This is a genomic window from Mycobacterium sp. NGS39 (assembly GCF_059812765.1).
Genome location: NZ_JCALDH010000002.1, coordinates 286,811 through 312,490, shown reverse-complemented (window position 1 = coordinate 312,490; position 25,680 = coordinate 286,811). Strand labels below are relative to the sequence as shown.

The window sequence follows — 25,680 nt, the reverse complement described above, 5'->3', positions numbered from 1 at the left end:
GCGCGGCCTTGCGCTGGCGCATCGTCGGTACTGTGGACGCCATGAACGCCGCGCTACTCGTGATCCTCGTCTTGGTGATCGCGGCGATCGCCTGGGCGGTCATCGGCTCCTCGCGAGCGTCGCGCCGTCGCACCGAAGCCACGCTGGCCGACGCCAAAGCAGACGCGCGCCGGCTCATCGAGCGGCTCGGCGGCCAGGTGCTCAATCTGACCGCCACCGATGATGCGTCCAAGCAGGCCCTGGCTGACGCGTCGGAGCGCTACACCGCAGCCTCGTCGCAGATCGAGCAGGCCACCACCGTGCGGCAGGCCCAGCTGGCCAAGGAGAGTGCCCTCGAAGGGCTCTACTATGTGCGCGCCGCACGGCAAGCGATGGGCATGGACCCGGGCCCCGAACTCGAGTCGCTGAACGGCCAGCGCACCGCCGGCGCGGTCACCGAAGACCGTCGGGTGCAGGTGGAAGGCCGCGAGATCGAAGCATCGCCCACGCCGTCTCCGCGCACGCCGAACTACTACCCCGGCGGCACCGTCGCCGGCCGTCCGGTGCCAGCTGGCTGGTACTCCGAGCCGTGGTGGAAGACGGCACTGGTGGCCGGCGCGTGGGGCGTCGGCTCGATGCTGGTGTTCGACGCGCTGTTCTCCGGGATGCACGGCGTCGGCTACGACAACGCGTACGACAGCGGGTATGACGCCGGCTTCGACGCCGCTGAGGCCCAAGACGCCGGCAACTGGGACAACAGCGTCTGGGACAGCGGGGTCGGTGACAGCAGCGGCTGGGGTGACTTCGGCGGCGGCGATTTCGGCGGCGGTGACTTCGGCGACTTCTGAGCCGGTTTCACTTCATGTCGTCGGTTTCCGGGTCGGCGATTGTCAGCACCGCGTCGACGATGTGCGGATCGGATTCCAGTTGGCGCTCCAGGCCTCGAAGAGTATGGGCGACGCTGGATTCCACGTCGTCGCCGACGAGATCCACACTGGCGACGACGAACAGGCGCTTCGGTCCGACGAACACCAGACGGATGAACCGGACGTCGACGACCTGCGGCAGATCCTTGATACGCGCCACGACGGCGTCGCGCAGTTGCTCAGATGCCGGCTCACCGGTGATGAATCGGCGATTGCGGTCGATCAGCACCACGGCGATGACCCAAGCAGCACACCGACGAGGATCGAGCCGATCGCGTCCCACATTGCGTTACCGGTCAACTGATGCAACCCGATGCCGGCGAAGGCGATCACGATCCCGATCACCGCAGCGCTGTCCTCGGCGAACACCGCCCGCGTCGTCGGATCGGATGTCGCGAGCGCATGCTGCAGGAGGTCGCGGTTGTACAGCCGCGCCTCACCCCGCAGCTGCCGCACGGCTTGAAGAAACGAAATGCCCTCCAGCACAAGCGCAATCGCCAACACGACGTAGGCAAGAAGGTAGTCACCCCGCTCGGATTCGCCGCGGAGAAGTTCGGTGATCCCGTGCCAGATCGACACCGAGGCTCCTACCACGAACAGGCCGACGGCCGCTAGCAGCGACCAGACATAGGCTTCGCGGCCGAAGCCCAGCGGATGGCGGGCGTCGGGAGGCCGCCTGCTGCGGCGGTCGGCGACCAACAAAAACACCTGGTTTCCGGTGTCAGCCCAGGAATGCGCCGCCTCGGCCATCATCGAGGCCGAACCGGAAAGTGCGGTGGCGATCGTCTTGGCCGCCGCAATCAAGCCGTTGGCCAGAAGTGCGATGATCACGGTGCGGGTGCTCTCGCTGGAGTCCGCCGCAGAGGCGATCTGATCGTTAGTCATCGGCGCCGAATTCCCAATTGCCCGTCCTTCCAATCCACGTGCGGCATGGTCGTCGCTGCCGCATTTCACCGAAAAGCGGTACTGAAGTGCGATACCGTCTGCCTACCTTTCGCGCGGCCCTGAGGGGACCAATGGACTATCCCTGGGAATTGGTGCTCGACCACAGCTATAAGGGCGTGCCCGGCGTGATATTCGACCAGTCTCCCGCGCGCGCTGGCCATGGCACAGCACACCGCATCGCCGACACGGATTTCCTTGTCGACGGCAGTGCGCCGCGTTCAGGCGCGGTTCGCATGCGTGGCGCGGACAGCGCGATCGCCGTCCACCTGCCATTCCAGTGGAGAGTCGTCGGTGGTGTGGCGGTCGACATCGTCTGCTCGCGAGATGTTCTCGACCAGCCCGGCACGCTGATCGAAAGCGAGTCGTTCAATCTGGCGGTAAGGGCTCCGCGAAAATTCGACGGGTTTGTCCAAACCCAAGACCGCAGCGTCGGTTTCGGTGGGGATGAGCCGGTCAGCGTCGACGTCGGCGACTGGGTCACTGTCAGCCTGTTCTACGACGGCTGGCAGTTCCTCGACGTCTCGATCGACGGCCAGCTGGTCCTCAGTTTTCCGGACCGGGGCGGATATACCCCACTGATCGCCGGCCAACGGATCGCGATTGGCAACCGGCTCAACGGATCCGACGGCGTCCGCACGGTGATCGACGACGTCAAGATCTGGCGGCTGAATCCACGGGCAATCGACGAGAACGTGCGACGTCGGCCGGTGTTTGGGACGGTCAGCCACTGTTGGGCGGACTGGGGCCGGCAACTTGTGCTGGCGCTCAAAGACGACCGGGAGTGTGCTCTGGAACTGCGTCGCCTGATGGAGTCAGCCATGAATGCGCTTCGCGGTGCGGTACACACGGACGAGGCCTTCGACCGTTGGGAGTCAGGCGCTCGTGATTACGCGACGGCATGGAACACCAACAAGCTGCACAACATTCCGCCGATAGCCACCGCCATGTTGGGTTGGCTGCGCGAGCAGGGAGTCGAGCCGATGGACCTGCCGGAAGTCCAAGCGCTGCTCGGAAGCAAGTGCTTGAAGAAGGTGATCGACCGCACGTTTTCGCCGCTCGCTTGTGACCCGGCATTTGGCAACATGATCGTCGGAATCGCGCAGGGCTATTGACATGCCGATCATCAGTATCACCTCGGGCAGCGGCACCGGGGACGCCGCGATCTTCCTTACCGAGACCGCCCATGTCGACGCCGACACCGTAGTGTTCGTCTTCGTCACCAGCGCCCGCGCGGCCATCCTGCCGACCGTTCCCGCGAAGCCGACCGTGACATTCGCTGGAGTGACACTCAAAGAGATTCAGACCGCGAATACCGACGACCGTCGGCTGACGTGCTACCAGCTAGTCCCCGTGCAGGCCGAAACATCGCAGTTCACATTTGATTTCGGCGGCGAGAAGCAAGATTACTGCGTCTGGTCGGCCTTCGCCTGTGTCAACGCCGCTCTCGCGGATCCTGTCGCGCAGGCAATTGCCGCGACCGATCAGGCCGCCAATGCCCTTACCGTCGTGCTGCCTTCGTCGACACCGGCCGACCACCACCTTTGCGCCGCCGCGATCGCGTTGTCGTCGAACCAAACTGTCACTGTCGCAGGGACTTTGACTCAAGTCCACCAGATACCCCTAACGCAGGGGGTGCTCACCAAATCGGCAGTCCTGCAATCGGCCGCCGCCGACGCCGTACCGCCGAGTGTCGGCTGGACATGGCCCACCCCGGCCGACGTTGCCGCCATCGCGCTCGAAATCAAAGTTCGCATTGCTGATCCCGGCACGACGCATGCCGACGAGCCGCTGATCCGCCGCTTCGAGCCGATCCTGGTGCTGCATGCCAGGGAGAAGTACGTGCCGGTCAACGTCAAGCGCTTCGTGGAAAGTGCGGCTCTGTGGTCAGCTGGATCTCCGGCCGACGACAAGTCGAGGTGGGGTGGTGCCGCCGGTGCTGCGTTCCCTCGCCAACCCAAAGTCGTTGCGGGTCAGCTCACCGCCGTGCCCGAAGCGAGCGGCACGTTCCTGGGCAACGCGCTTGCCGGCGAGAACCAGGAGCACTTTCTGGAACTCGGCGGGTGGAAAGACGTGGCGGGGTCGCACGAAAGTGGCGTGACGAGCACCAGTGTCAACGTCTACTCCGATCGCGACGCGATCAAGACCGCCTACGACGACGCGCTGAAGGACTCTCAGTTCTGGTACCACGCCGAGGTTTTCGACCAGAATCGACTGACCAGGCTCGCCTCGCGCAGCGCCGCCCCGAATCTCAAACCGATCGTGGACAAGCTGCACAACCCGAAGCTGTTGTGCTATTACCTGTTCTTCCCCGCCCACGAGCAGTCCGTCGCATGCAGTGAGACATCCGGCGCCGAGGTGTCCAGCCACGCCGGGGACTGGCAGTGCATCGCGATCATGCTCGAGGGCGACGGCACCGGCGACCTCGACGGTTACACGCCGAAATACCTGGGGCTTACCGGATCCCGGCCGGCCGCAGGCGACGGCGGCTACCCCGCTCATCAGTTCGACGACGAGAACCGGACCGCCATGACGGTGCGCACATGGAGCGGAGCCGACACCCCTGATACCGTTCGCGGCCACCCGAGATTCTTTGTTGCGCTTGGTTCGCACAGCCTCAACCTGCAACCGGGCAACCACGACGTCGACCCGTATCCGGCATCGGAAGAACCTCAGGGCTGCGGTGTTTTCGACGGGCCGGGCCTGGTGCCACCGCCACCACCACCAGCGCCGGATCCAGCCGGAGACGACGGCAGTCCGGGTCGGGTCCTCGAGGGACTGGCCGCCTGGCTCGCCAAAATTGTGGCCGGCGCGAAGGCCGGTGCGGCGGTGGGCGGGATCCCCGGTTCCGCTGCGGGCGGCTGGGCCGGATACGCCTCGGGGATCTACGAATTCATCGACGCCGCCAGCGGCTCGTTCGCCGGTCCGGACAACCCACGCCCCTCGGCGGACACACCGACGCCGGACAACGGCCCTGACGAGCCGACGTCGGGACGGACGATCCGCCCGAAAGACCTGCCGATACCAGGCATCACCGACGTAGTGGACTGGAACTCGGCGCAAGCAGCGACCTTCGTGTCCCAGCCCGGCCGCACCTACGACTACATCGTCGACCGCTCCACCCAGACCTGGTGGCCTAGCGACGACGGGGAGGTCGGTTTCCGCGGCCGGTGGGGCCAGCGCGTCACCAACGACAGTCTTGGCCGCCGTGCGGGTCCACGCTTCCCCGATTACGTTCGGATGATGCTGCTGGCCCTGGCCGATGGCGCGAACCGCGACATCTTCCCGGAGCTGCACACCGCTGACGGCTAGCTCTGACAGGCGGGGCACCAGAACACGTTGCGGCCCTCGACCACGGCCGTGAGCACCTTTTCACCACACACCCGGCACGCCTCGCCGGCGCGGCGATACACGTACGTCCGCGGCCGGCCCGGCCGATATGACGGCGCACCATGGTCATGTTCGGGGCGCACGACGTGGATCTTGCCGCGCCGGAATCCGACTTTCATCAGCTCCACCAGGTCGGCCCACATCGACTCGAACTCACTCGCGTCGATGGTCCGGCCTGGACGATAAGGATCGATGCCGTGCCGATACAGCAGCTCGTTGCGGTACACGTTGCCCACGCCGGCGATCACCGATTGATCCATCAGCAACGCACCAATTGACCGGTGCGACTTGCTGATTCGGCTCCACGCATGGGCGGGGTCGGCGTCGCGCTGCAACGGGTCGGGCCCGAGCCGAGCGATCACCGCGTCCATCTGTGCCTCGTCGATGACCTCACATGCCGTCGGCCCGCGAAGATCGGTACCGAAGTCGGCGCCGACCATGCGCATTCGCACTTCGCCCACCGGCAGCGGCATCGGCACCTCCGACTCGGAAAACGACCCGTAGAGCCCGAGGTGCACATGCACGATCGGTCCGCCGGCGTAGTGGTGGAACAGGTGCTTGCCATATGCGGTGGCCCGCTTGAGCACGCGGCCGTCGACAATCGCTGCGCCGTCGGCGAATCGGCCCTGCGGGCTGGATACCGCGACGGGGCGGCCGCCGAACTTGCGGTGGTGCAACCGGGCCAGCCGGTGCAGCGTGTGGCCTTCGGGCACTAGGCCCCCGGCACGGGCGGCGCCTCGTGGGTGCGCTCGTACTCGGCCAGGATGTCGATACGGCGTTGGTGCCGTTGGGCTTTCGACCACGGGGTGGACAGGAACGCGTCGACGATTGCCAGCGCCTGCTCGACGGTGTGCATGCGCGCGCCGATCCCGATCAGCTGGGCGTCGTTGTGCTCCCGGGCCAGCGACGCCGTCTCGGTGCTCCAGGCCAGCGCGCAGCGCACACCGGGCACCTTGTTGGCGGCGATCTGCTCGCCGTTGCCTGAGCCGCCGATCACGATACCGAGGCTGCCGGGGTCGTCGATGGTGCGTTGGGCCGCCGCGATGCAAAACGCCGGGTAGTCGTCGTCGGCGTCGTAGGTGTAGGCGCCGCAGTCGATCGGCTCGTGGCCGCTGCGTTTCAAGTGGTCGACGATCGCCTGCTTGAGTTCGAATCCGGCATGGTCACAGCCGAGGTAGACGCGCATGGCGCCGAGCCTATCGGTCAGTCGAACTGCGGCGGCTCGGTGCGGGTGCGCTTCAGTTCCCAGAAGTGAGGGTAAGAGGCGAACGTCACCGACGCGTCCCATAGCTTGCCCGCGTCCTCGCCGCGAGGAATGCGCGACAGCACCGGGCCGAAGAACGCGACGCCGTTGACGTGGATGGTCGGGGTGCCGACGTCTTCCCCGACCGCGTCCATGCCGGCGTGGTGGCTCTTGCGCAGCGCCTCGTCGTAGCGGTCGGTGGTGGCGGCTTCGGCGAGTTCGGCCGGCAGGCCGACTTCGGCGAGCGACTCGGCGATCACGGCGTCGAGGTACTTGTTGCCCTGATAGTGAATGCGAGTGCCCATCGCGGTGTACAACGGCGCGAGCACCTCGGAGCCCTTGGCCTGCTCGGCGGCGATCAGCACGCGCACCGGTTTGAACGCATCCTTGAGCTTCTCCCGATACTCGGCCGGCACGTCCTTCTTCTCGTTGAGCACCGCGAGGCTCATCACGTGGAAGTTGGCCTCGATGTCGCGGACCTTCTCGACTTCGAGGATCCAGCGCGAGGTGATCCAACACCACGGGCACAGCGGGTCGAACCAGAAATCGGCAACAGACTTCTCGGGCATAACGGTCCTCTCGAGCGGATGCGTTCAGTGTTGCACTCAGGCACAACCCACGAACGCGAGGACCTGTTCCGGACCGCGTCGGTTCCCTACAGGGTGCCGGAAGGTGAGGACGTCCCGGTCTCGATGACGGTCACGCTGCTGTCTGAATGATTCGTCACGTAGAGGCGGCTGCCGCCCACGGCAATGTTTCTGGGGTTTTGCCCCGCCTGCAGGGTATCGACATCAGAGGTCGTCGGATTGACATCAATGACCTTGTTCGTCGCCGTGTCGATGACCGTCACCTCGTCGCCCAGGTGGCTCGTCACGTAGAGCCGATCACCCACAACCGCCAAACCGGCCGCGCTCGAGACAGCGATGGCGTCGACTTCCGGTGTGCCGGGATCGATATCGATCACGGTGTTGCGCCCCGGACTTGTCGGGTCGATGTCGATCACCGTCACACGGTCGTGACTCGGATCGCTGACATACAAGCGGTCGGCGGTGGCGGCGATGTCTGAAGCCGCACTATAGGTGGGCCCTGCGGCGGCTCCGGTATCGATGTAGGCGATCACCGTGTGGTAGTCATCGCTCTCCGGGTTGAGGTCGATCACGCTCACCACCCGGTCGAACGGGTCGTTCACATAGAGCCGATCTCCACTGGCAACCATGGCTCCTGCGTAGTGATGATTACTGGGCGAACCGAGGAAGATGGTGTCGACCGCGGTGTGATAGTCGGCGCTCGCCGGATTGACGTCGACGACGTCGACCGCGCCGTTCTCTCCTACATAGAGGTACTTTCCGGCCGCCGCCATGTCGCCGGTGAAAGCGAACGATCCGCTCGTCGAGGGATCGAAGACAGTGTCGGCCTGGAGATAGTCCGGGCTGCCGGGATCGGTGTGAACCATCCAAATGTCGCCCCCGGCAACCACATACAACCGGTCGTCGACGACAGCCATACCGTCAGGGAAGCCTGAGTTCGGGTCGTCGACGGTGAGGGTCGCGACCACTTTGCCGTACGTCGGACTGGCCGGATCGATGTCGACCACCGCCACGTTGTCCAAGCCGTCGGAGACATACAGTCGATTGCCGACGACCACCGCGTCTTCTGCGAAATGTTGCTCATCGGACAGCGGCAAGGTCCCCACGACAACTGCGGCACGTGGGCTGATGGTGACCGTGCCGTCGCGTGTCACTTGGTTCTTGCCATCGCTCACGGTGACAGTGAATGTGTCGACGTCAGGCCCCGTGCCGTACGCCGCGACGCGGGCTTCCGGCGTGGGCGTGTACGTAGCGGTGTACACGCCGTTGCTCAGGTAGTCCGGATTCGAGATTGTCCCGGTTGTCGGTTGGTGTGTGATCGAGACGGTAATGGGGTCGCCGTTTGGCGGCTCCACGCCATTGCGGTCGCTGACACTGATGAAGATCGTGACAGCGCCGTCCTGGTTCGGCGCGGCCGAGTCGACCGACACCTCCGGTGCGACGTTCAGCGCACTGATCGGCACAGTCACCGGGACCTCGGCGACGCGGTAGCCGTCGTTGACCAAGACCGTGAAGCTGTCCTGCGTCGGCCCGGTGTGATAGTCGAGGCGGCTCTGCTCGTCCGGCGTATAGGTGACGGTGTAGGTGCCATCGCCGTTCGCGACCACCGCCACGTCGCCATGTTGTGCTTTGCTGGTCGTGACGATCGCCGAATTGCCCTCGGGATCTCCCACTGTCACCGTCACGGGGACGGCGCCCGTCGCATCGCTGATATGTGCTTGGTCAACGACCGCTGTGGGTTGCGGCGCCTTCGCGTTCTCCCCCGCTACGAGAGAGACGACCGTGACTTTGTTGTCGGCCGCATCGTCGACGAACAGACGCTTGCCGTCGGCGCTGATCGCGGCGAAGTTGAGCGCCGACAGTGAGGGATCAGGCGTCGCTTCGAAATGTATTGTCGTGATTACCTGATTGGACGCGGTGTCCATTACTGACACGGTGTCGTCCTGCGAATTCGTCACGTAGGCCACCGCGCCATCGGGACTGATGACGATGGAGGTAGGGGTGCCGCCGACGCTCACCGTGTCGACGACGCGGTAGTTGGTGCTGTCGATGACGGTCACCGAGGCGCCGCTGCTGTTGGAAACGTAGATGCGGTTGCCGCTTGCGGTTACCGCGAACGGAGCGTTTCCAACGGAGATCCCTTGGACTCCCGCTGTATTCGTGTCAGTGTCGACGACTTGGTGCGTCTGGAGATCGATCACGCTCACAGTGTTGTCGCCGGAGTTCGCCACGAAGAGATTGCCGCCGGTGACAGCCAGCCCAACAGGTCCGGCGCCCACCGGAATCGGGGGGATGCCGGTGGCCGGGCTGTCGACGGAGGTGTCGATCACCGTCACCGTATTATCGCTGAAGTTGCTGATGTAGGCCTTATTGCCGGCGGTAGCGATTTGTAGGGCGTCGTCGGCTATAGGAATACGCGCAACTTCTTTGTTCACCGATGTGTCGATGACTGCGACATATCCCCTTGGCGTGGTGACGTAAAGCTTCGTGCCGTTGGCTGCGATGAATAACGGGGATGGGGCGACAAAGATGGGAGTAGCGCCAGGAACGGAATCGTCCGTGTCGACCGGCTCCAGAGTGTCGGCATTGAACACAGACACTGTGTCGCTCAACTGGTTCGCGACATAGAGCCGGTCACCAACCGTGACAATTCCTACCGGCTGGTTTCCAGTCGACGCCGTCGCAGTTCCAATCTCAAAATGCGTTGGCGTCACAGCGATCTGGTCGACGACGACGGGCACCGGATTGTGCTGCGGGTCGGCGACGGAGAAGGCGAAGCTGTCGGTCTCATCCGCTTCGGTGAGACCTGCCTTGATGCTTCCCGCTTGGGTCGGCGTGTACGTGTAGTTGACCTGTCGGGTCGTTGGGTCCACTTGCGAGACGGTGTAGTCGAGCTTGCCGTAGTCCGGCTGGTCTGCCACGGCGATCGTCACGTCGTTCATGTGGGGATCTGTGACGCGGAACGATCCGCTGAACGACCCGTCTGCATTCTGGGTGCCTCGGACAGGTTGGCCCACAGCGGGAGCTGTGTCGGCGGCCGGCAGCGTCACTGTCACGGTCTTCGTGGAAACGTGGCCGCCGTTGGGCTTGAGGAAGCCGAGCAGCCCGTGCAGATGAAAGTTGGTGTTGTCGTTGGCCGTAACGGTGAAGGTGTCCTGACCGGTGGCACCGGAATTGGGCTTGTAGGTCAAGCTGTGCCCGTCCGGATTGACCGTGACCGTGCCTTTGGCGCCGTTCGTGGCGGTGTAGACCAAGCGGTCGCCGTCGGTGTCGGTTTGGTTGAGCGTGATTTTGATGTTGCCCAAGGCATCTGGGGCGCCGACTGTCGGTGTGATATTCGGCGATTGATTGACCAACGAGCGGCGCACCCAACCAAGAACCGCCCACAACAGCGGATGCTGGGGTGCCGGAGCGGCCGGTGACGGCGCGAGCAGCGGCGACAGCACCGCGCTCATCAGCGTCCCCATGACTCCAGTGGCTCCCGGGGTCGCCAGCGTCGGTTGCGTTGTCTGCGCTTGTGTCACAGGCGTTGCGGCCGTCGCGAAGGCCGTTGGCACAACGGATGAAGTGGCCGTCGCCGAGGAGGACAGCGATTGTAGTGCGGTGAACTTGAGAACCCCCGGGTCGGCACTTTGGTCGTGGCCGGCCAGGGTCGTCTGCGTCGTGGGAGCGTCGACGTCGGCTGCGGGCTTCGACGGGTCTGATGACCCGGTGAGCGCAACAGCAGGGCCGCGGTTGAATTGCCTCTGCCTCGTTGGCTGTTCGTGGGTTCTGTTCAGCTTGGGAAGCGCCGTCGTCGGGAGCACTGGCTCGTGAAGCGAATCATCCGTCGAAACAGGCGGTTTCGGCAAGGACACCGCCGACGGCAGTGTGGAAGGAGGTTGTGCGCCGACGTCGAACGCCACGACGGGCTGCTTGTCCTTTTCGGTGGCGGTGGCGTCGGGACCTGTTGGGGCGCTGGCGGCAGGAGCGCCTGCTTTTCCGTCGGTGCCGTGGTCGTCGACTGAGGTGTTCAGACCACCCGGGCTGCTGACCGCCGCCCCGGAGTCCGGTGCATTGGTCGAGCCCGAGGGCGATTGCTTCGGGGGCGTCTTGTGCGGGTTCCACTTGCCGGGCTTCTGCAGCGGGGGAAGCGACCGGTGCTTCTGGCTCGGCGGCGTGTTGGCAGCCGGGCCGGGTGAGGTGCCCGGGCTGGAGTCCTCGCCACCCGGCGACGCCGGCGAGGTCGAGTTCTCGGGGCCGGCCCACGCCACGCCAGGTGTGCTGGCAATCGCCGCCCCCACGCCGAGCGCGACGGCCAATGCGCCGACTCGACCGACGTACCGCGCATAAGTTGTGCCGCCCGCGCTGCGGTGAGCTTTGCTAGAGACGGCCCGGTGCGACCCCTTTGTCGATGCCATGCTGAACTCCCGAGATTCTGCGACGCGACCTGCCAACCACTGTTTGGGCACGCGCACAGGCAATCAGCAGCGTATGTCCAGGTAAGACAGAGGTCAGGGAAATTGACGAATACGGAATGATGTACTTTCTCATGCAAATAGTTGCTTGGTCTTCCGGCCCGCGGAATCGGCCAAACCCGCTGCTCAACCATCGACAGACGTTTGCTGGTCACATCGCTCGTGGCGCAAAATGATCATGGCAGTCTCGTTTGCTGGATGAATCAGCTGTTGATGCCAGCCCGCCTGAGCCGCCCGGCGCCCCGTGCACTGCGGCGATATGTTGGACGGCGTGGCACTTCCGAACCTGACTCGCGACCAGGCCATCGAGCGCGCAGCGCTGGTGACCGTCGACAACTGCAAGATCGAGCTGGACCTCACCGATGGTGACGGCGCACCGGGCGAACGGACGTTCCGGTCGGTGACCACGGTGACGTTCAATGCGCTGCCGGGTGCCGATACGTTCATCGACATTGCGGCTGAGAGCGTGCGCAGCGCCACCCTCAACGGCGTCGACATCGACGTGTCCGGCTACGACGAGTCCACCGGCATTCCGCTCAACATCGTCGACGAACACAACGTATTGGTCGTCGACGCCGACTGCCTCTACTCCCACACCGGCGAGGGGCTGCACCGATTCGTCGACCCCGTCGACGACGAGGTATATCTGTACTCGCAGTTCGAAACTGCCGATGCCAAGCGGATGTTCGCGTGTTTCGACCAGCCCGACCTCAAGGCCACGTTCGACGTCGTCGTCACCGCTCCCGCGCACTGGCAGGTGGTGTCCAACGGCGCGACGGTCAGCGTCGACAACGGTGTGCACACGTTCGCGACCACGCCTCGGATGAGCACCTACCTCGTCGCGCTGATCGCCGGACCCTATGCCCGCTGGGACGACGAATACACCGACGAACACGGCTCGATTCCGCTGGGACTGTTCTGCCGGGCCTCGTTGGCCGAATTCATGGACGCGGAAAGGCTTTTCACGCAAACCAAGCAAGGCTTCGGTTTCTACCACCAGAACTTCAGCGTGCCGTATGCGTTCGGCAAGTATGACCAGTTGTTCGTACCCGAATTCAACGCCGGCGCCATGGAAAACGCCGGTGCCGTAACGTTTTTGGAGGATTACGTCTTCCGGAGCAAGGTCACCCGGGCGTCCTACGAGCGGCGCTGTGAAACGGTGCTGCACGAGATGGCGCACATGTGGTTCGGCGACTTGGTGACGATGCGATGGTGGGACGATCTGTGGCTCAACGAGTCGTTCGCGACGTTCGCGTCGGTGTTGTGCCAAAGCCGCGCGACCGAGTTCACCGAGGCGTGGACGACGTTCGCCAACGCCGAAAAATCATGGGCGTATCGGCAGGACCAGCTGCCATCGACACATCCCGTGGCCGCTGACATCCCGGATCTGGCCGCGGTGGAGGTGAACTTCGACGGCATCACCTACGCCAAGGGCGCCAGTGTGCTCAAGCAACTGGTCGCTTACGTCGGGCTGGAGAACTTCCTGGCGGGCCTGCGTGACTACTTCCGGGGCCACGCCTTCGACAACGCGACGTTCGACGACCTCCTGTCGGCGCTGGAGAAGGCGTCCGGCCGCGACCTGTCGGACTGGGGCAACCAATGGCTGAAGACCACGGGCCTCAACACATTGCGCGCTGACTTCGAGGTGGATGCCGACGGCCGGTTCACGCGCTTCGCGATCCGGCAGGGCGGGGCGGCTCCCGGCGCCGGTGAGACTCGTGTGCACCGGCTCGCAGTCGGCATCTATGACGATGACGGCGCGGGAAAGCTGGTGCGGGCGCATCGCGAAGAGCTTGACGTCTCCGGCGAGGTCACGGAAGTTCCCGCGCTGCAGGGTGTTTCACGCGGCAAGCTGATTCTGGTCAATGACGACGACTTGACGTACTGCTCGCTGCGGCTCGATGACGAGTCGCTGTCGACCGCGTTGAGCCGCATCGCCGACATCGCGGAGCCTCTGCCGCGCACGCTGGTGTGGTCCGCGGCGTGGGAGATGACCCGCGACGCGGAGTTGCGCGCCCGCGATTTCGTGGCGCTGGTGTGCCGGGGCGTGCAGGCGGAGACCGAGGTCGGTGTGGCGCAGCGGCTGCTGCTGCAGGCGCAGACCGCGTTGGGCTCGTACGCGGACCCGGGCTGGGCGTGTGAACACGGCTGGCCGATGTTCGCCGACCGGCTGCTGGAGCTGGCACGGGCCGCCGAGCCCGGCTCCGACCATCAGCTTGCCTACGTCAACGCGCTGTGTTCGTCGGTGCTCAAACTGCGCCACATCGAGGTGCTGGCGGCGCTGCTGGACACCGCGCCGGAGGAAAAGGGACTGGCCGGTCTCGTCGTCGACACCGATCTGCGCTGGCGGATCGTCACCGCACTGGCCCGTTCGGGTGTCATCGACGCCGACGGTCCGGAGACACCGGTGATCGACGCGGAGGTGCAGCGCGACCCGACGGCGGCGGGCAAGCGGCACGCCGCGGCGGCGTCGGCGGCTCGCCCGCAGGTCGACGTCAAAGAGCAGGCGTGGACCAAGGTGATCGAAGACGACACGCTGCCCAACATCGTCGGGCGCGCGATCATCGGCGGACTCGTCTCGCCGGGCCAGGCCGAGTTGTTGCAGCGCTTCACAACCCGCTACTTCGAAGACATCCCCGGGGTCTGGGCACGACGGTCCAGTGAGGTCGCGCAGACCGTGGTGGTCGGCTTGTACCCGTCGTGGGACATCAGCGAGGAAGGCCTCGCGGCCGCCGATACGTTCCTGGCGGGAGAGTTGCCGCCGGCGCTACGGCGCCTGGTGGTGGAAGGCAGGGCCGGTGTCGAGCGTGCGTTGCGCGCTCGACGCTTCGACGCGACGGCTTAGCGGGCGGATTGTCGCGGCGCGCTACGGCGGGGAGATGGCGGCGCTCATCACCCGCACGGCGCTGACGAGCCCGTCGATCAGATTGCCTTCTTTGAAGGCCGACGCCGCAGCAGCGACACCGAGCGGAGCGGCGGATTCGCCGCCGCGGCCGCGCACGCCGGCGCCGTAGACCACCTCGATCGCCCGCTGGTTGGGCGACACGGCCAACAGCACAGCGTCGTTGGGGGTAGGCACTTGGGCCAGGATTTCGCGGGCGCGAGCCGCCGTGTCCTCCCCGAGGTCACCGATGTAGACGGCCATCCGGGCCTTCGACGTGCGCGACCCGTAGGTCAGCGCGTCGTCGAGTTTCACTAGATCCATCGTGGAGAACGGGTACTGCAGCGACAGCTCGCCGGGCTCGGTGACACTGGAGATGCGCCCGCTGGCGGTGATGACCGAGCCGCGCGGTAGGCCGGTTTCCGGAATCGTCGCGAGCTCACCACTTGCCACTGGCCCCACCTCCGATCGTCAGCTGCTCCGAACCGTGACCGTGCCCGTCGCCGATGCGCTCGTCGACGGCTGCCCACAGAATGGGCTCGTGCGTCCACGGCTCCGACATCTTGTACGCCGGCGGATGCGGATTCTTCCCCGACCAGATCAACGCGACGAGAATCAAGACCAGCAACAGCGGAATACCCACGAACAGGGCGTGGACCTCGAAAGCGTTCACGACGCAAACCGTATCTCAGCGCTCAATTACGCCGCGCCCTCACCCAGGTATCGCATCCAAGCCGGATCGAGTTCCTTCACTGTCGACAACAGCCGCCAGTGCTGGCCCTTGGGTGTGGTGGGTACCAGCCGCAAGGTCCAGCCGAGTTCGCTGAGCAACCGGTCGGCCTTGCGGTGGTTACAGGTCGAGCAGCTTGCGACGCAGTTCTCCCACGTGTGGCTGCCACCGCGGCTGCGCGGGACAACGTGGTCGACGGTGTCGGCCTTCGCCCCGCAGTACGCGCACCGAAAGCGGTCGCGGTGCATCAGCGCCGCGCGGGTCATCGGAATGCGGGCCCGGTAGGGCACCCGGACGTAAGAACGCAGCCGGATCACCGACGGCACGACGATGGTGCGGCTCGCGGAATGGATCACTGGTCCGGCGGGGTCGTCGTGTACCACGTCGGCCTTGCCACAGAGAAGCATCACCACGGCGCGACGGATCGGTAGCGCAGTCAACGGCTCGTAAGTGGAATTCAGCAGCAAAACCCGGCGGCGGCCCCACAGCGAGGTGGATTCGGGGGCGGCGTGGTCTTCGACGCTGTGCATGACACGCTCAGCCACGCGGCTCTTCCTGCGCTGCGCCATGTCACCTCCGCCGATCAGTTCACCACGGATAGGGCCATAGTGCACGACATTTCTGATCGTGTTCGCAGGTCAGTCGGTGAACATCGGGTGACGGTCGGCCATGGCCCACAATGGAGGGGATGGATTCCACAACCCAGCAGTCGTTCTACGACGCCGTCGGCGGCGCGCCAACGTTTCACAAGATCGTGTCGACGTTCTACGCGCTGGTACGAGACGACGAGATCTTGCGGCCGCTGTACCCGGAGGAAGATCTGCATGGCGCTGAGGAGCGGCTGCGAATGTTCCTCGAGCAGTATTGGGGCGGTCCGCGGACCTACTCAGAACAGCGCGGCCACCCAAGGCTGCGGATGCGGCACGCACCGTTTCGGATCGGCCCGTTCGAGCGCGACGCATGGTTGAGATGCATGCATACGGCGGTGGCGTCGGTCGACTCAGAGACGCTTGACGACGAGCACCGCCAGGAGTTGCTCAACTACCTCGAGATGGCAGCGCACTCGATGGTGAATTCGCCGTTCTGAGCGTTCAATTCGCTTAGCCGCTACTAACCCTTCGCATTCGCAAATATTCTGGGCTGTCACTCGGCTCTGCCTGCCTCAAGCTCGTGAGCAATGCGTCTACCTTCGTCGGTCAGACCTAGCCAGATTCTGAATTGCCAACCGACCTCCTCGTCGTGATTCCTCACATAGAGATGGCTCAGCCGTTCCATCGCCTCGTCGATCGGAAGTCCCCAATCGGGCACCTCATTGCTTTGGTCTGGTAGATCACCGATTTTCATCAGACCCTCATCAAGTACCCTGCGGATCGTCTTCATCGCCAGCTTCTGCGTCTCACCGGCCGTTTCCGCGAGTTGATAATGGCTGGTTATTGTCTCAACCTCGATGAGCGGTACCCAGTCGTAGAGGGCATCGGTCAAGAGCTCTAGGCGCAGCTTCTCTTCGACGGGCGTTAGGTCCTGATTCGGATCTCGTCCGGCGTCAGCAGCTGTCATTCTTCGAACTCCCATGGTGCGTCGATGTCATCTTTGCCGGCGATGGGTAAGTGATGAATGCTGTGCGGTGGCGGCACTAATGTCGGCCCTATTGGAGTGCCTGGAGCACCGAGAGTGGGCTGGCCGCCGAATCGCGGAATTCCCTCGATAACGGGTGGCTTTGAAGGTGCCGCATTCGGGCTCGGACCCTTCGGGGAAGCGTTCTCGACTGGGGCTGGTTGCCGGATCGGTGGCTGAGGTAGTGAACTTTGAGGCGCTGGGATGTCGGGCGTTCCCCCTCGCGGATTTATGTGCACCTTGATGTTCCCTTTATCGCCCGGAAGGTGAACATCGAGTGCCGGTTGCCCGGTGGACGGGGCCGCAAAGCGTTGACCTACCCCCGTGCCATCCGGCAAGGTTTTCCAGACTCCCTTAGACGGATCGTAGCCAGACGGGCCGTCGACTCCGTGCTGCTGCATCCAAATTCCAAAGAGTACGGAGATCGTCCGGTGATTTCACTTCCCTGATCCATGGCCTGTTACCCACCGGCAATTTGTCGAGCACTCGGCGTATATCCTCGCCACTCGGGCCGGCAGGAGTCGGTGCTGGATCACCCGGGTCAGGAGCAGGTGACTCAGGCCGGCGATGGCGGCACTCACCTTGTCAGCTACCTGCCGATCCACGGTGAGCAGAGTGCGGGCCCGTGCACAGATCGTCGCGGCCAAGCCGTGGGCTTGAGCCTGGCGCGCCGCCTGCAGGGCGGGTGGACCGCCAACTGTGCTAGTGACCGACAGATCTTCGGCAACCGCGAATCCCGCCGCTCGCGCGTTGGCAATCGCCTGCAGGGTGAGCTGGCGCGCCCCAGCGATTCTCTCGGCGCCATATCGAGCTTCGGCAGCAGCGGCATACAGACTGTCGGCCGCATTGACCACTACAACCCTGTCCATCCCGGTCCGCAGTAAGGCTGCTTCAGCGGCGGCACCTTCCCACGTACTTCCCCCGGGATTGGCTGTCTCGCGGCATAACGCGGTGAATGCGTCTTCCCACCTGTCGGCCGCCTGTGCCCAATCGGTCGCCGCCGTTTCCAGATGGTCAGTGTCCCAGTGCTCAATCTGCGACAACGTAGGCATCGCGGCCGCCACCGCCGGCACTATACCGCCGTAATTCCGGGATTCGTCAACGCCGCAAGATCGCCTGTCGACGTTGTCTCCGTGGCAACAAAATCGCCTGCTGCCGTCGAGGCATCGGCGCCCGTCGAACGCATCCGTTCCCAAAAACGAAAGCCAGCCGTAGCAACCTCCGAGTACCCATGCCTGGTCGCGAGCGAGGACGGCTGAAACAGCTTGACGGGAAACGGCGCTTCGCGGGACAACCGGAGTCGCGGCGCCTGCCTCTGGCAATGATCGGCTAACCAGAGCAACGCCTCTGCGTCCACACGAATCGATGCCACTAACTAACCCTAAGGCGGTACCACAGCGCTTGAGCACACAAATTCTTGCGCCACAATGGTGGCTCGATGGCCGATAACAACCCGTGGTGGGCGCGCGCGGTGTTCTACCAGGTGTATCCCCGCTCGTTTGCCGACAGCAACGGGGACGGCGTCGGCGACCTCGACGGCGTCGCCGCAAGACTCGACTACCTGAACCTGCTTGGCGTCGACGCGATCTGGCTCAATCCCGTCACGGTGTCCCCGATGGCCGACCATGGCTACGACGTCGCCGACCCGCGCGACGTCGACCCGCTATTCGGCGGCCTCGACGCGCTCGACCGCGTCGTCGCAGCCGCACACCAGCGCGGCATCAAGGTGACCATGGATCTCGTGCCCAACCACACCAGCTCGGCGCACCCGTGGTTTCAGGCCGCACTGTCCGCCGGACCAGGCTCCGTGGAACGTGACCGCTACATCTTCCGCGACGGCCGGGGCCCGAACGGCGAATTACCGCCGAACAATTGGGTGTCGGTGTTCGGTGGCCCGGCATGGACACGGGTGACGGAGTCCGACGGCGCTCCCGGTCAGTGGTACCTGCACCTGTTCGACGCCGAACAGCCCGACCTCAACTGGGACAACCCGGAGGTCTTCGCCGACTTCGAGAAGACGCTGCGGTTCTGGCTCGACCGCGGCGTGGACGGGTTCCGCCTCGACGTCGCGCACGGTATGGCCAAACCGCCCGGCCTACCGGACATGGCGGATCCCGGCGCCAAGATGCTGCTCACCGGCAATCGGGATCCGCGGTTCAACCACGACACCGTGCACGACATCCACCGTGCCATCCGCGCCGTGCTCGACGACTACCCGCACGCTGTCGCCGTCGGCGAAGTCTGGGTGTTCGACAACGAGGAATTCGCCAAGTACTTGCGCCCCGACGAGCTGCACCTCGGCTTCAACTTCCGGCTCGTCCGCGCCGAGTTCGACGCAACCGAGATCCGCGACGCCATCGACAACTCGTTGGCGGCCGCCGCTCTAGAGAACGCGACGCCCACATGGACGCTGGCCAATCATGACGTCGACCGGGAAGTCACCCGCTACGGCGGCGGAGACGTCGGGCTTGCGCGGGCACGGGCGATGGCGTTGGTGATGCTCGCCCTACCTGGCACCGTGTTCGTCTACAACGGCGAAGAGCTCGGGCTGCCGAACGTCGACCTGCCCGACGAGGTGCTGCAGGACCCGGTGTGGTTTCGCTCGGGCGGCGCCGAACGCGGACGCGACGCCTGTCGCGTGCCCATGCCGTGGACGGGTGACGCGCCGCCGTTCGGGTTCTCCGACAATCCCGACACATGGCTGCCCATGCCGCCGGAGTGGGCGGCGTTGACCGTGGAACGTCAACTGGCCGAACCGGATTCGACGTTGAACTTCTATCGCCGCGCCCTTCGCTTGCGGCGCGGGTTCTCCGGCACCCAGTTGCGTTGGGACGACGCACCGAGGGGCGCGCTGATCTTCAGGGTCGACGCGCTACTGTGCGCGCTGAACGTCGACGCCGAACCCGTCGAGCTACCGCAGGGCCAATTGCTGCTCGCCAGCGCTCCGCTCGCCGACGGCCGGCTCCTCCGCAACACCGCCGCCTGGCTGCTCTGCTAGCCCGGGCGCAGCGTCACACAATCCGCAGCAGCTGACGGCGGTAATACACCGAACCGTAGGGCGCGTCGATGCGCAGCCACGGCCCTACCGTGCGCACCCGGACCACGCCTGAAGCCGGATCGACGAAGTTCATTGCGGTCAAAGCGAATACGCACCGAAGCGGAATCCCGACCGTCACGCCGGCTCCGCTGACGTGCAGTACTTCCTGATCGAGCAGCGACACCGGCGGACCCTGGCCCCCCTGCTCTCTGGACACCTCCGCCCCGCGCTCAGCCAGCTCGAGCACCACCCCCGCAGGCACGTCGTCGACGTGGACGAATCCCGAATCCGGTGGCAGCGGCCCACGCCACGCCGAATCCAGCGGAAAGCCGGTGTCGACGAATCCGGAAGCATCCGCCGCGGCCAGCCCGCGAAGAAGCGCGTCGGCGCCGACACAGACGTCCACCGGTCGCACGCTGCCAGCGGCCGCCCGGCTCGCGAGCACATCGAATCCTGTTGCAGCCCATGCCACCACCGTGTTCTCGGAGCGCTGCCTCAGCCGGATCACCGCAGCGTCGTCGAGTCGACGTACACGTTCGGCGAAGGCGGTGAGGTTCGCTCGCTCGGCGGCGTCAGCCACCCACAAGCCACGCTCGGGAGCCGGATTCATCGCATCCAAGCCCGCAGATAGTCCTGCTGCGACGGTGAAAGCCGTTGCAGTCGCTGCTCTTTGATGTGCACCGCAGCCAACTGCGTCTCGGCGATCACCGACGGCTTCGAGTCGAGATCGGCGTGCACCGACCGCACCTCGTAGCCGAGCGTGAAGTCGACCGCGCGCACCCGCTTGGTCCAGATGGTGACCTGCAGCGGCGAATCGACGAGCCGCAGCTGGCCCTTGTAGAGCACCCGCACCTCGTGGATCAGCAGCCCGATCGTGGTGATCTCCGCTTCGAAAGGCTCACGCAAAAAGGGCACTCGGGCCTCTTCGAGGATCGTCACCATCGTCGCATGGTTGATGTGCTGGTACATGTCGATGTCGCTCCACCGCACCAGCACCGGTGTGGTGAATCCCCGGACGCTCATGCAGACGTTCCGGTTCCGGTTCGCGTCATCGTGCGGATCTGGCGAGCCGCCACTGACAGCGTCGCCAGGTCGTGCTCGTCGCTCTCATATATCTCCGTCAGAATGCGCCGCGCACGCTCGATTCGCGACGTGTTCGTGTGCTCCCACTCCGAAATCTTCTCTTCCCCGCTCTCCTCCGGCTCTCCGACTGCGAGCACATCGAAGCACAAAGACCGCAGCGATCCGTAAATGTCGTCGCGAAGTGCCAACCGCGCCAACGCGTGCCAGTGGTCGTGCCGGTCGAGCTCCGACACCGCCGACAGCAAGCCGTCGATGCCCAGGTGACCCATCAGCGCGAAATATGTGTCGGCCACCTCCACGGTGTCGCGATCGAGGATGTCGGCGATGTCGATCACGTCGAGCAGGCTGTAACTGTAGAGGCCCGCGGCCACTGTGCCCGCCAAATCCTCTGTGGCGCCGTGGGATACCAGATCCATCGCCCTGGTGGTGACGATCTGCCGGTCGTCGGCCCGGAGCCATTCCGCGATCCGCGGTGCCAGCGCCCTGACCTTGGACTGGAAGCGGTTGATCTCCGCGCCTACCGCCAGCGGCTGGGGCCGATAGTTGATCAGCCACCGTGACGCGCGGTCCAGCAGCCGGCGCAGATCGAGCGTCATCCGATCCGAGAGGCTGACCGGGATCGCGCCCTCTTCGCCGGCGGTCTTGATCCGGCGCCAGGTTTCGCCGATTCCGAAGATCGCGTCGGTGGCCACGAACGTGCGCACGGCGTCAATCGGGCTGACGCCGGCTTCCTCCACCACGCGGTAGGCGTACGTGATGCCGCCGCAGTCCACGACGTCGTTGACCAACATCGTGGTGATGATCTCCCGCCGCAGCTGGTGGGAGCGGATGTCACTGGTGAAGTTCTCGCGCAGCTTCGCGGGAAAGTACATCGGAAGCCGCGAGGCGAACACTTCCTGGTCGGGAAGCTCGCTGGCCAGTACCCGGTCTTTGAGATCGAGCTTCACATGCGCCATCAACGTCGCCAGTTCGGGCGACGTCAGCCCCAGGCCCTGGTCCATCCGCCGCCGTATCTCCTTATCCGACGGCAACGCTTCCAGTTCGCGGTTGAGCCCACGGTTGGTTTCCAGGTCGCGGATTTGGCGGGCATGCACGGTCAGCAGGCTTGCCGCGTTGGCCCGGCTGGTGCCCATCAAATCGTTCTGCTCAGAGTTGTTGGCCAACACCAGATGGGCGACTTCGTCGGTCATCGACTCCAGCAGCTGCGTGCGTTCTCCCTCGTCGACCTTGCCTGCGGTGATCAACGAATCCACCAGGATCTTGATGTTGACCTCATGATCTGAGCAGTCGACACCGGCCGAATTGTCCAACGCGTCGGTGTTGATGCGCCCGCCCGCCAGGTCGTACTCGACGCGTCCCAACTGCGTGACACCCAGATTGCCGCCTTCGCCAATCACTTTGGCGCGCACCTGATTACCGTTCACACGAACCACGTCGTTGGAGCGGTCACCGACGTCGGCGTTGGACTCGGACTCGGCCTTGATGTAAGTGCCGATGCCGCCGTTGAACAGCAAATCCACCGGCGCGCACAGCACCGCACGCACCAGCTCCGGTGGCGTCATCTCGCTCACCTCGTCGGTGATGCCCAGCGCCTGGCGCACCTGAGGGCTCACCTCGATCGATTTCTGCTCGCGGCTGAACACGCCGCCGCCCTCGCTGATCAACGACTTGTCGTAGTCGTCCCAGTTGCTGCGCGGCTGCTCGAACAGGCGCTTGCGTTCCTCCCAGGACCGTTGCGCGTCCGGGTCGGGGTCCAAGAAGATGTGGCGGTGGTCGAACGCGGCGATCAGCCGGATGTGCTTGGACAGCAGCATTGCGTTGCCGAACACGTCGCCGCTCATGTCGCCGATCCCGACGACGGTGAAGTCCTCGGTTTGGGTGTGGACGCCCATTTCCCGGAAGTGCCGTTTGACGGCTTCCCAGGTGCCTTTGGCCGTGATGCCCATGGCCTTGTGGTCGTAACCCACCGAGCCACCCGACGCGAATGCGTCTCCCAGCCAGAACCCGTACGATTTCGCGATCTCGTTGGCGATGTCGGAGAACGTCGCGGTGCCCTTGTCGGCGGCGACCACGAGGTATGCGTCGTCGCCGTCGCGGCACACCACCTGCTCGGGTGAAGTGATCTTGCCGGACGAGCGGTCGACGTTGTCGGTGACGTCCAGCAGCCCGGCGATGAACATCTTGTAGCAGGCGACGCCTTCGTCGCGGACCGCCTCGCGGTCGGCGCCGGGATCGCCGGTGGCCATCGGCGGCTGTTTGACGACGAAGCCGCCCTTGGCCCCGACCGGGACGATGACGGCGTTCTTCACCGCCTGCGCCTTGACCAGGCCGAGGATTTCGGTGCGGAAGTCTTCACGGCGATCCGACCAGCGCAGCCCGCCGCGGGCGACCGGGCCGAACCGCAGATGCACGCCTTCCACCCGCGGCGAATGCACGAATATCTCGAATTTCGGCCTGGGCAAAGGTAATTCGTCGATCAGGCCAGGGTCGAGCTTCAGCGACAGCACACCCTGCTCGCGGGCTGAGCCTTCGCGCGTCACGAAGAAATTGGTTCTCAGTGTCGCTTGCACCAACGACGCGAACGCCCGCATGACGCGGTCGGTGTCGAGGCTGACCAGAGCGTCGATGTCCTTCGCGACGGCCGCAGCCGCCGCCTGCGCGTCCCGTTTGCCGGAGTCCGACGGGTCGAACAGCGCCTCGAACAGCTCGACCAGCGAGCGTGCGGTGTGCGGGTTGTCGTTGACCACCGATTCGATGTGCGACTGGCTGTACGGAAAACCGGCCTGGCGCAGATATTTCGCGTAGGCCCGCAGGATCACCACCTGCTGCCACGTCATGTCGGCCCGCAGCACGAGCTCGTTGAACCGGTCGATCTCGGCTTGTTCGCGCCAGATCGCCGTCACGGCGTCGGCGAACCGCTGCGCCCGCTCCTCGGGGTCAGTGTCTTCGGACGGCTCGGGGATCGTCGGATGCAGGGCGATCTTGAACTGGTAGATCCACACCTGAAGGCCGTCGGCGCGGGTCACCGTGAAAGGCCGCTCCTCGAGCACGACGACGCCCATGCTCTGCAGCATGGGAAGCAACCGGCTGAGCGACGCCGACCGGCCGCCGAGGAACCAGGTCAGTTGCGCGACCCGGTCTTCGCCGTCGTCGGCTTGGGTGAAGACGAGTTTTACCGAATCATCTTGCAGCTCTTCAATGATCGCGATGTGGCCGATCGCGTCCTTGGGTGTCACCGCTTGCTTGTAGACCTCGGGAAATGCCTCGGCGTAGTGCTCGGCCTGTTCTTGTCCGAGGAAGCCGGACCGGACCTCACCCAGCAGCCGGTCGGCCCAGGTGCGGGCCGCCTCGGTGAGCAGCGACTGAATCCGCTGACGATTCTCCACGGAGGTGTCGACGGCTCCGCGCGGCGCGTCGTCCGGCAGCCGAATCGTGAAATGCACTGCTGCCCAAGGTGATTCGCTTACTCGCGCGGTGTAGTCGATGCTACTGCCACCGAGCTCGTGGACCAGGATGTCCATCATGTGCAGTCGCACGGCCGTGGTGTAGCGGTCACGCGGTAGATACACCAGCGCCGAGACGAAATGCCCGAGCTGGTCGGTGCGCATGAACAACAGGGTGCGGCGGCGCGATCCCACGTCGGTGATCGCGGTGGCCATGTCCAGGATGGCGTCGACATCGAGCGCGAAAAGCTCTGAGCGCGGGAAGGTCTGGATGACGTCGAGCAGCAGTTGACCGGACAGCGAGTCGGGGTCGCGACCCGACTTGGTGAGCGCCTCCTTGACCCGATGCGAGATGACCGGGATCTCCAAAACATTGGCCGTGGACGCGGCCGCGGTGAACAACCCGACCAGCCGGTGCTCGACCGCCTCGCCCTTCGAATTGTCCCGAACCACAACGATATACGGGTAGGCGCCGTACCGAAGATATGTCGGCATGGTCGCTTGCGTGACCACCAGCAGGTCGTCCGACTCCGTCAGCTGCGGGAACACATCCTGGCGGCGCCGCAGTACACCGAGCCGGCTCGATTCGTCGACCTCGGCCTGTCCCTCCGACACCGAGCAGCGCTGATAACCCAGAAGCACGAAGTGCGCGTCATCCAACCAGCGCAGCAGTTCTGCGACGCGATGGCGCTCGGCGGGGAACCGGCCGGAGGTGTCGCGGTCCAGCGCGTCGGCCAGTGTGTGCAGCGCATCTCGCATGGCGTGGGTGTCGTGCGCCACGCGTTGGGCGTCGGTGATCACCGACGGCAGCTGACGTTCGACTTGGTCGAGTGCCTTAGGGTCGGCGCCGGGGGCGAGCTCAACGTGGACCCAGGCTTCGTCGATCTCGCCGGACCCGGCGCGGGCGTTCTCGGGTCGGGGCCGGATGTCTTCGAGCACGCCCTCGGGGCTGCGGCGCACACGGAACACGGGACTCAAGATCGCGACGTAGGCCACGTCGAGACGATTCAGCAGCACGGTCAGCGACTCCAGCAGCATCGGCGTCTCGTCCGTGATCACCTGGAGCGCCGGCCCGAAGCCGTGACTGTTGTCGTCGCCGAAGGCGGCGACGTTGGTGGCGCCGGGCTTGCGCGAGAATCCCAGGCGGCCATGGGCGGCCAGCAGCGCGGGCGTCACCACCTGTTGTGCGCGGACTTGGATCGGTGCGGTCAGCCCACGGTCGCCGATTACCGGAGCATCACCCTGAGGCCCGCGATAACTGTCGACGTAGGCGTGCAAAAGCCCCGGTGCGAATTTGTCCCACCCTTCGACGCTCGCGGCCTCAGGCTTCACCGTCATAGGGCTCCTCGTTGAGCGCGGCGTGCCGGC

General features: G+C 65.0%; 19 protein-coding genes and 2 pseudogenes. 7 read left to right on the top strand and 14 right to left on the bottom strand.

Translation table 11 applies throughout. The annotated features are described in order from the left end of the window. Window positions 1–41 precede the first annotated feature (41 nt). The gene (locus tag AC5Y39_RS03825) at window positions 42–827 is read left to right on the top strand and encodes a DUF1542 domain-containing protein (RefSeq protein ID WP_500015087.1); all 786 of its coding nucleotides are present in this window, start codon (window positions 42–44) and stop codon (window positions 825–827) included. 7 nt (window positions 828–834) lie between these two features. Here AC5Y39_RS03825 and AC5Y39_RS03820 read toward each other — a convergent pair. Further along, window positions 835–1,790 (bottom strand): annotated as a pseudogene (locus tag AC5Y39_RS03820) (cation diffusion facilitator family transporter). A gap of 131 nt (window positions 1,791–1,921) precedes the next feature. Between AC5Y39_RS03820 and AC5Y39_RS03815 the strand changes: the two are divergent. Both AC5Y39_RS03815 and AC5Y39_RS03810 read left to right on the top strand, forming a co-directional pair. Next, window positions 1,922–2,962, top strand: a complete 1,041-nt coding sequence (locus AC5Y39_RS03815) for a LamG-like jellyroll fold domain-containing protein (RefSeq protein ID WP_500015089.1) — start codon at window positions 1,922–1,924, stop codon at window positions 2,960–2,962. Between the two features lies 1 nt (window position 2,963). After that, the gene (locus AC5Y39_RS03810) at window positions 2,964–5,159 is read left to right on the top strand and encodes a hypothetical protein (RefSeq protein WP_500015091.1); all 2,196 of its coding nucleotides are present in this window, start codon (window positions 2,964–2,966) and stop codon (window positions 5,157–5,159) included. Here the strand turns inward: AC5Y39_RS03810 and AC5Y39_RS03805 are convergent. The 5 genes and pseudogenes from AC5Y39_RS03805 to AC5Y39_RS03785 form a co-directional block, all read right to left on the bottom strand. Beyond that, window positions 5,156–5,950: an Fpg/Nei family DNA glycosylase gene (locus AC5Y39_RS03805; protein WP_500015093.1), complete on the bottom strand. Its 795-nt coding sequence runs from the start codon at window positions 5,948–5,950 to the stop codon at window positions 5,156–5,158. The genes AC5Y39_RS03810 and AC5Y39_RS03805 overlap by 4 nt on opposite strands. After that, a complete protein-coding gene (locus AC5Y39_RS03800; protein WP_500015095.1) occupies window positions 5,950–6,423 on the bottom strand; it encodes a ribose-5-phosphate isomerase in 474 nt (157 codons plus the stop codon). Before AC5Y39_RS03800 ends, AC5Y39_RS03805 begins: the two co-directional genes overlap by 1 nt. A gap of 17 nt (window positions 6,424–6,440) precedes the next feature. Then, window positions 6,441–7,049 (bottom strand): mycothiol-dependent nitroreductase Rv2466c family protein, encoded by a 609-nt coding sequence (locus AC5Y39_RS03795; RefSeq protein ID WP_500015097.1) that lies wholly within the window; start codon window positions 7,047–7,049, stop codon window positions 6,441–6,443. A gap of 86 nt (window positions 7,050–7,135) precedes the next feature. Beyond that, a complete protein-coding gene (locus tag AC5Y39_RS03790) occupies window positions 7,136–10,009 on the bottom strand; it encodes a hypothetical protein (protein WP_500048143.1) in 2,874 nt (957 codons plus the stop codon). Between the two features lie 192 nt (window positions 10,010–10,201). Continuing rightward, a pseudogene (locus AC5Y39_RS03785) lies at window positions 10,202–10,522 on the bottom strand (Ig-like domain-containing protein); the annotation flags it as partial. Between the two features lie 460 nt (window positions 10,523–10,982). Here AC5Y39_RS03785 and AC5Y39_RS03780 point away from each other — a divergent pair. Together AC5Y39_RS03780 and pepN are read left to right on the top strand one after the other, a co-directional pair. Beyond that, entirely contained in the window at window positions 10,983–11,399 is a 417-nt protein-coding gene (locus AC5Y39_RS03780; RefSeq protein ID WP_500015101.1) for a hypothetical protein, read from the top strand. Window positions 11,400–11,795: 396 nt separating this feature from the next. Continuing rightward, a complete protein-coding gene (gene pepN / locus AC5Y39_RS03775; RefSeq protein ID WP_500015103.1) occupies window positions 11,796–14,369 on the top strand; it encodes an aminopeptidase N in 2,574 nt (857 codons plus the stop codon). Between the two features lie 21 nt (window positions 14,370–14,390). Here pepN and AC5Y39_RS03770 read toward each other — a convergent pair whose 3' ends face one another. Genes AC5Y39_RS03770 through AC5Y39_RS03760 form a run of 3 tightly spaced genes read right to left on the bottom strand, consistent with a single transcriptional unit; the run spans window position 14,391 to window position 15,665 of the window. Beyond that, a complete protein-coding gene (locus AC5Y39_RS03770; protein ID WP_500015105.1) occupies window positions 14,391–14,858 on the bottom strand; it encodes a DUF5130 domain-containing protein in 468 nt (155 codons plus the stop codon). Continuing rightward, window positions 14,845–15,078, bottom strand: coding sequence for an aa3-type cytochrome oxidase subunit CtaJ (gene ctaJ, locus AC5Y39_RS03765; RefSeq protein ID WP_500015107.1), 234 nt, complete (start codon window positions 15,076–15,078; stop codon window positions 14,845–14,847). Before ctaJ ends, AC5Y39_RS03770 begins: the two co-directional genes overlap by 14 nt. 26 nt (window positions 15,079–15,104) lie before the next feature. After that, on the bottom strand, window positions 15,105–15,665 hold the full coding sequence (locus AC5Y39_RS03760) for an HNH endonuclease (protein ID WP_499909310.1): 561 nt from the start codon (window positions 15,663–15,665) through the stop codon (window positions 15,105–15,107). Window positions 15,666–15,814: 149 nt separating this feature from the next. On the opposite strand from AC5Y39_RS03760, the gene AC5Y39_RS03755 reads away from it, so the two are divergent. Next, window positions 15,815–16,222: a globin gene (locus AC5Y39_RS03755; protein WP_499963739.1), complete on the top strand. Its 408-nt coding sequence runs from the start codon at window positions 15,815–15,817 to the stop codon at window positions 16,220–16,222. A 56-nt stretch (window positions 16,223–16,278) separates the two neighbouring features. On the opposite strand, the gene AC5Y39_RS03750 is transcribed toward AC5Y39_RS03755, so the two are convergent. Continuing rightward, entirely contained in the window at window positions 16,279–16,692 is a 414-nt protein-coding gene (locus AC5Y39_RS03750) for a hypothetical protein (RefSeq protein WP_500015109.1), read from the bottom strand. A gap of 494 nt (window positions 16,693–17,186) precedes the next feature. Further along, a complete protein-coding gene (locus tag AC5Y39_RS03745; protein ID WP_500015111.1) occupies window positions 17,187–17,813 on the bottom strand; it encodes a hypothetical protein in 627 nt (208 codons plus the stop codon). 374 nt (window positions 17,814–18,187) lie between these two features. Here AC5Y39_RS03745 and AC5Y39_RS03740 point away from each other — a divergent pair, with 374 nt between their 5' ends. Beyond that, window positions 18,188–19,747 (top strand): glycoside hydrolase family 13 protein, encoded by a 1,560-nt coding sequence (locus AC5Y39_RS03740; RefSeq protein WP_500015112.1) that lies wholly within the window; start codon window positions 18,188–18,190, stop codon window positions 19,745–19,747. A 13-nt stretch (window positions 19,748–19,760) separates the two neighbouring features. On the opposite strand, the gene AC5Y39_RS03735 is transcribed toward AC5Y39_RS03740, so the two are convergent. Genes AC5Y39_RS03735 through AC5Y39_RS03725 form a run of 3 tightly spaced genes read right to left on the bottom strand, consistent with a single transcriptional unit; the run spans window position 19,761 to window position 25,650 of the window. Then, the gene (locus tag AC5Y39_RS03735; protein WP_500015114.1) at window positions 19,761–20,396 is read right to left on the bottom strand and encodes a DUF8010 domain-containing protein; all 636 of its coding nucleotides are present in this window, start codon (window positions 20,394–20,396) and stop codon (window positions 19,761–19,763) included. Then, the gene (locus tag AC5Y39_RS03730; protein WP_500015116.1) at window positions 20,393–20,809 is read right to left on the bottom strand and encodes an acyl-CoA thioesterase; all 417 of its coding nucleotides are present in this window, start codon (window positions 20,807–20,809) and stop codon (window positions 20,393–20,395) included. Before AC5Y39_RS03730 ends, AC5Y39_RS03735 begins: the two co-directional genes overlap by 4 nt. Further along, complete coding sequence (locus AC5Y39_RS03725) at window positions 20,806–25,650, bottom strand: NAD-glutamate dehydrogenase (protein ID WP_500015118.1); 4,845 nt, start codon at window positions 25,648–25,650, stop codon at window positions 20,806–20,808. The genes AC5Y39_RS03730 and AC5Y39_RS03725 overlap by 4 nt, the downstream gene beginning before the upstream one ends. Window positions 25,651–25,680 lie beyond the last annotated feature (30 nt).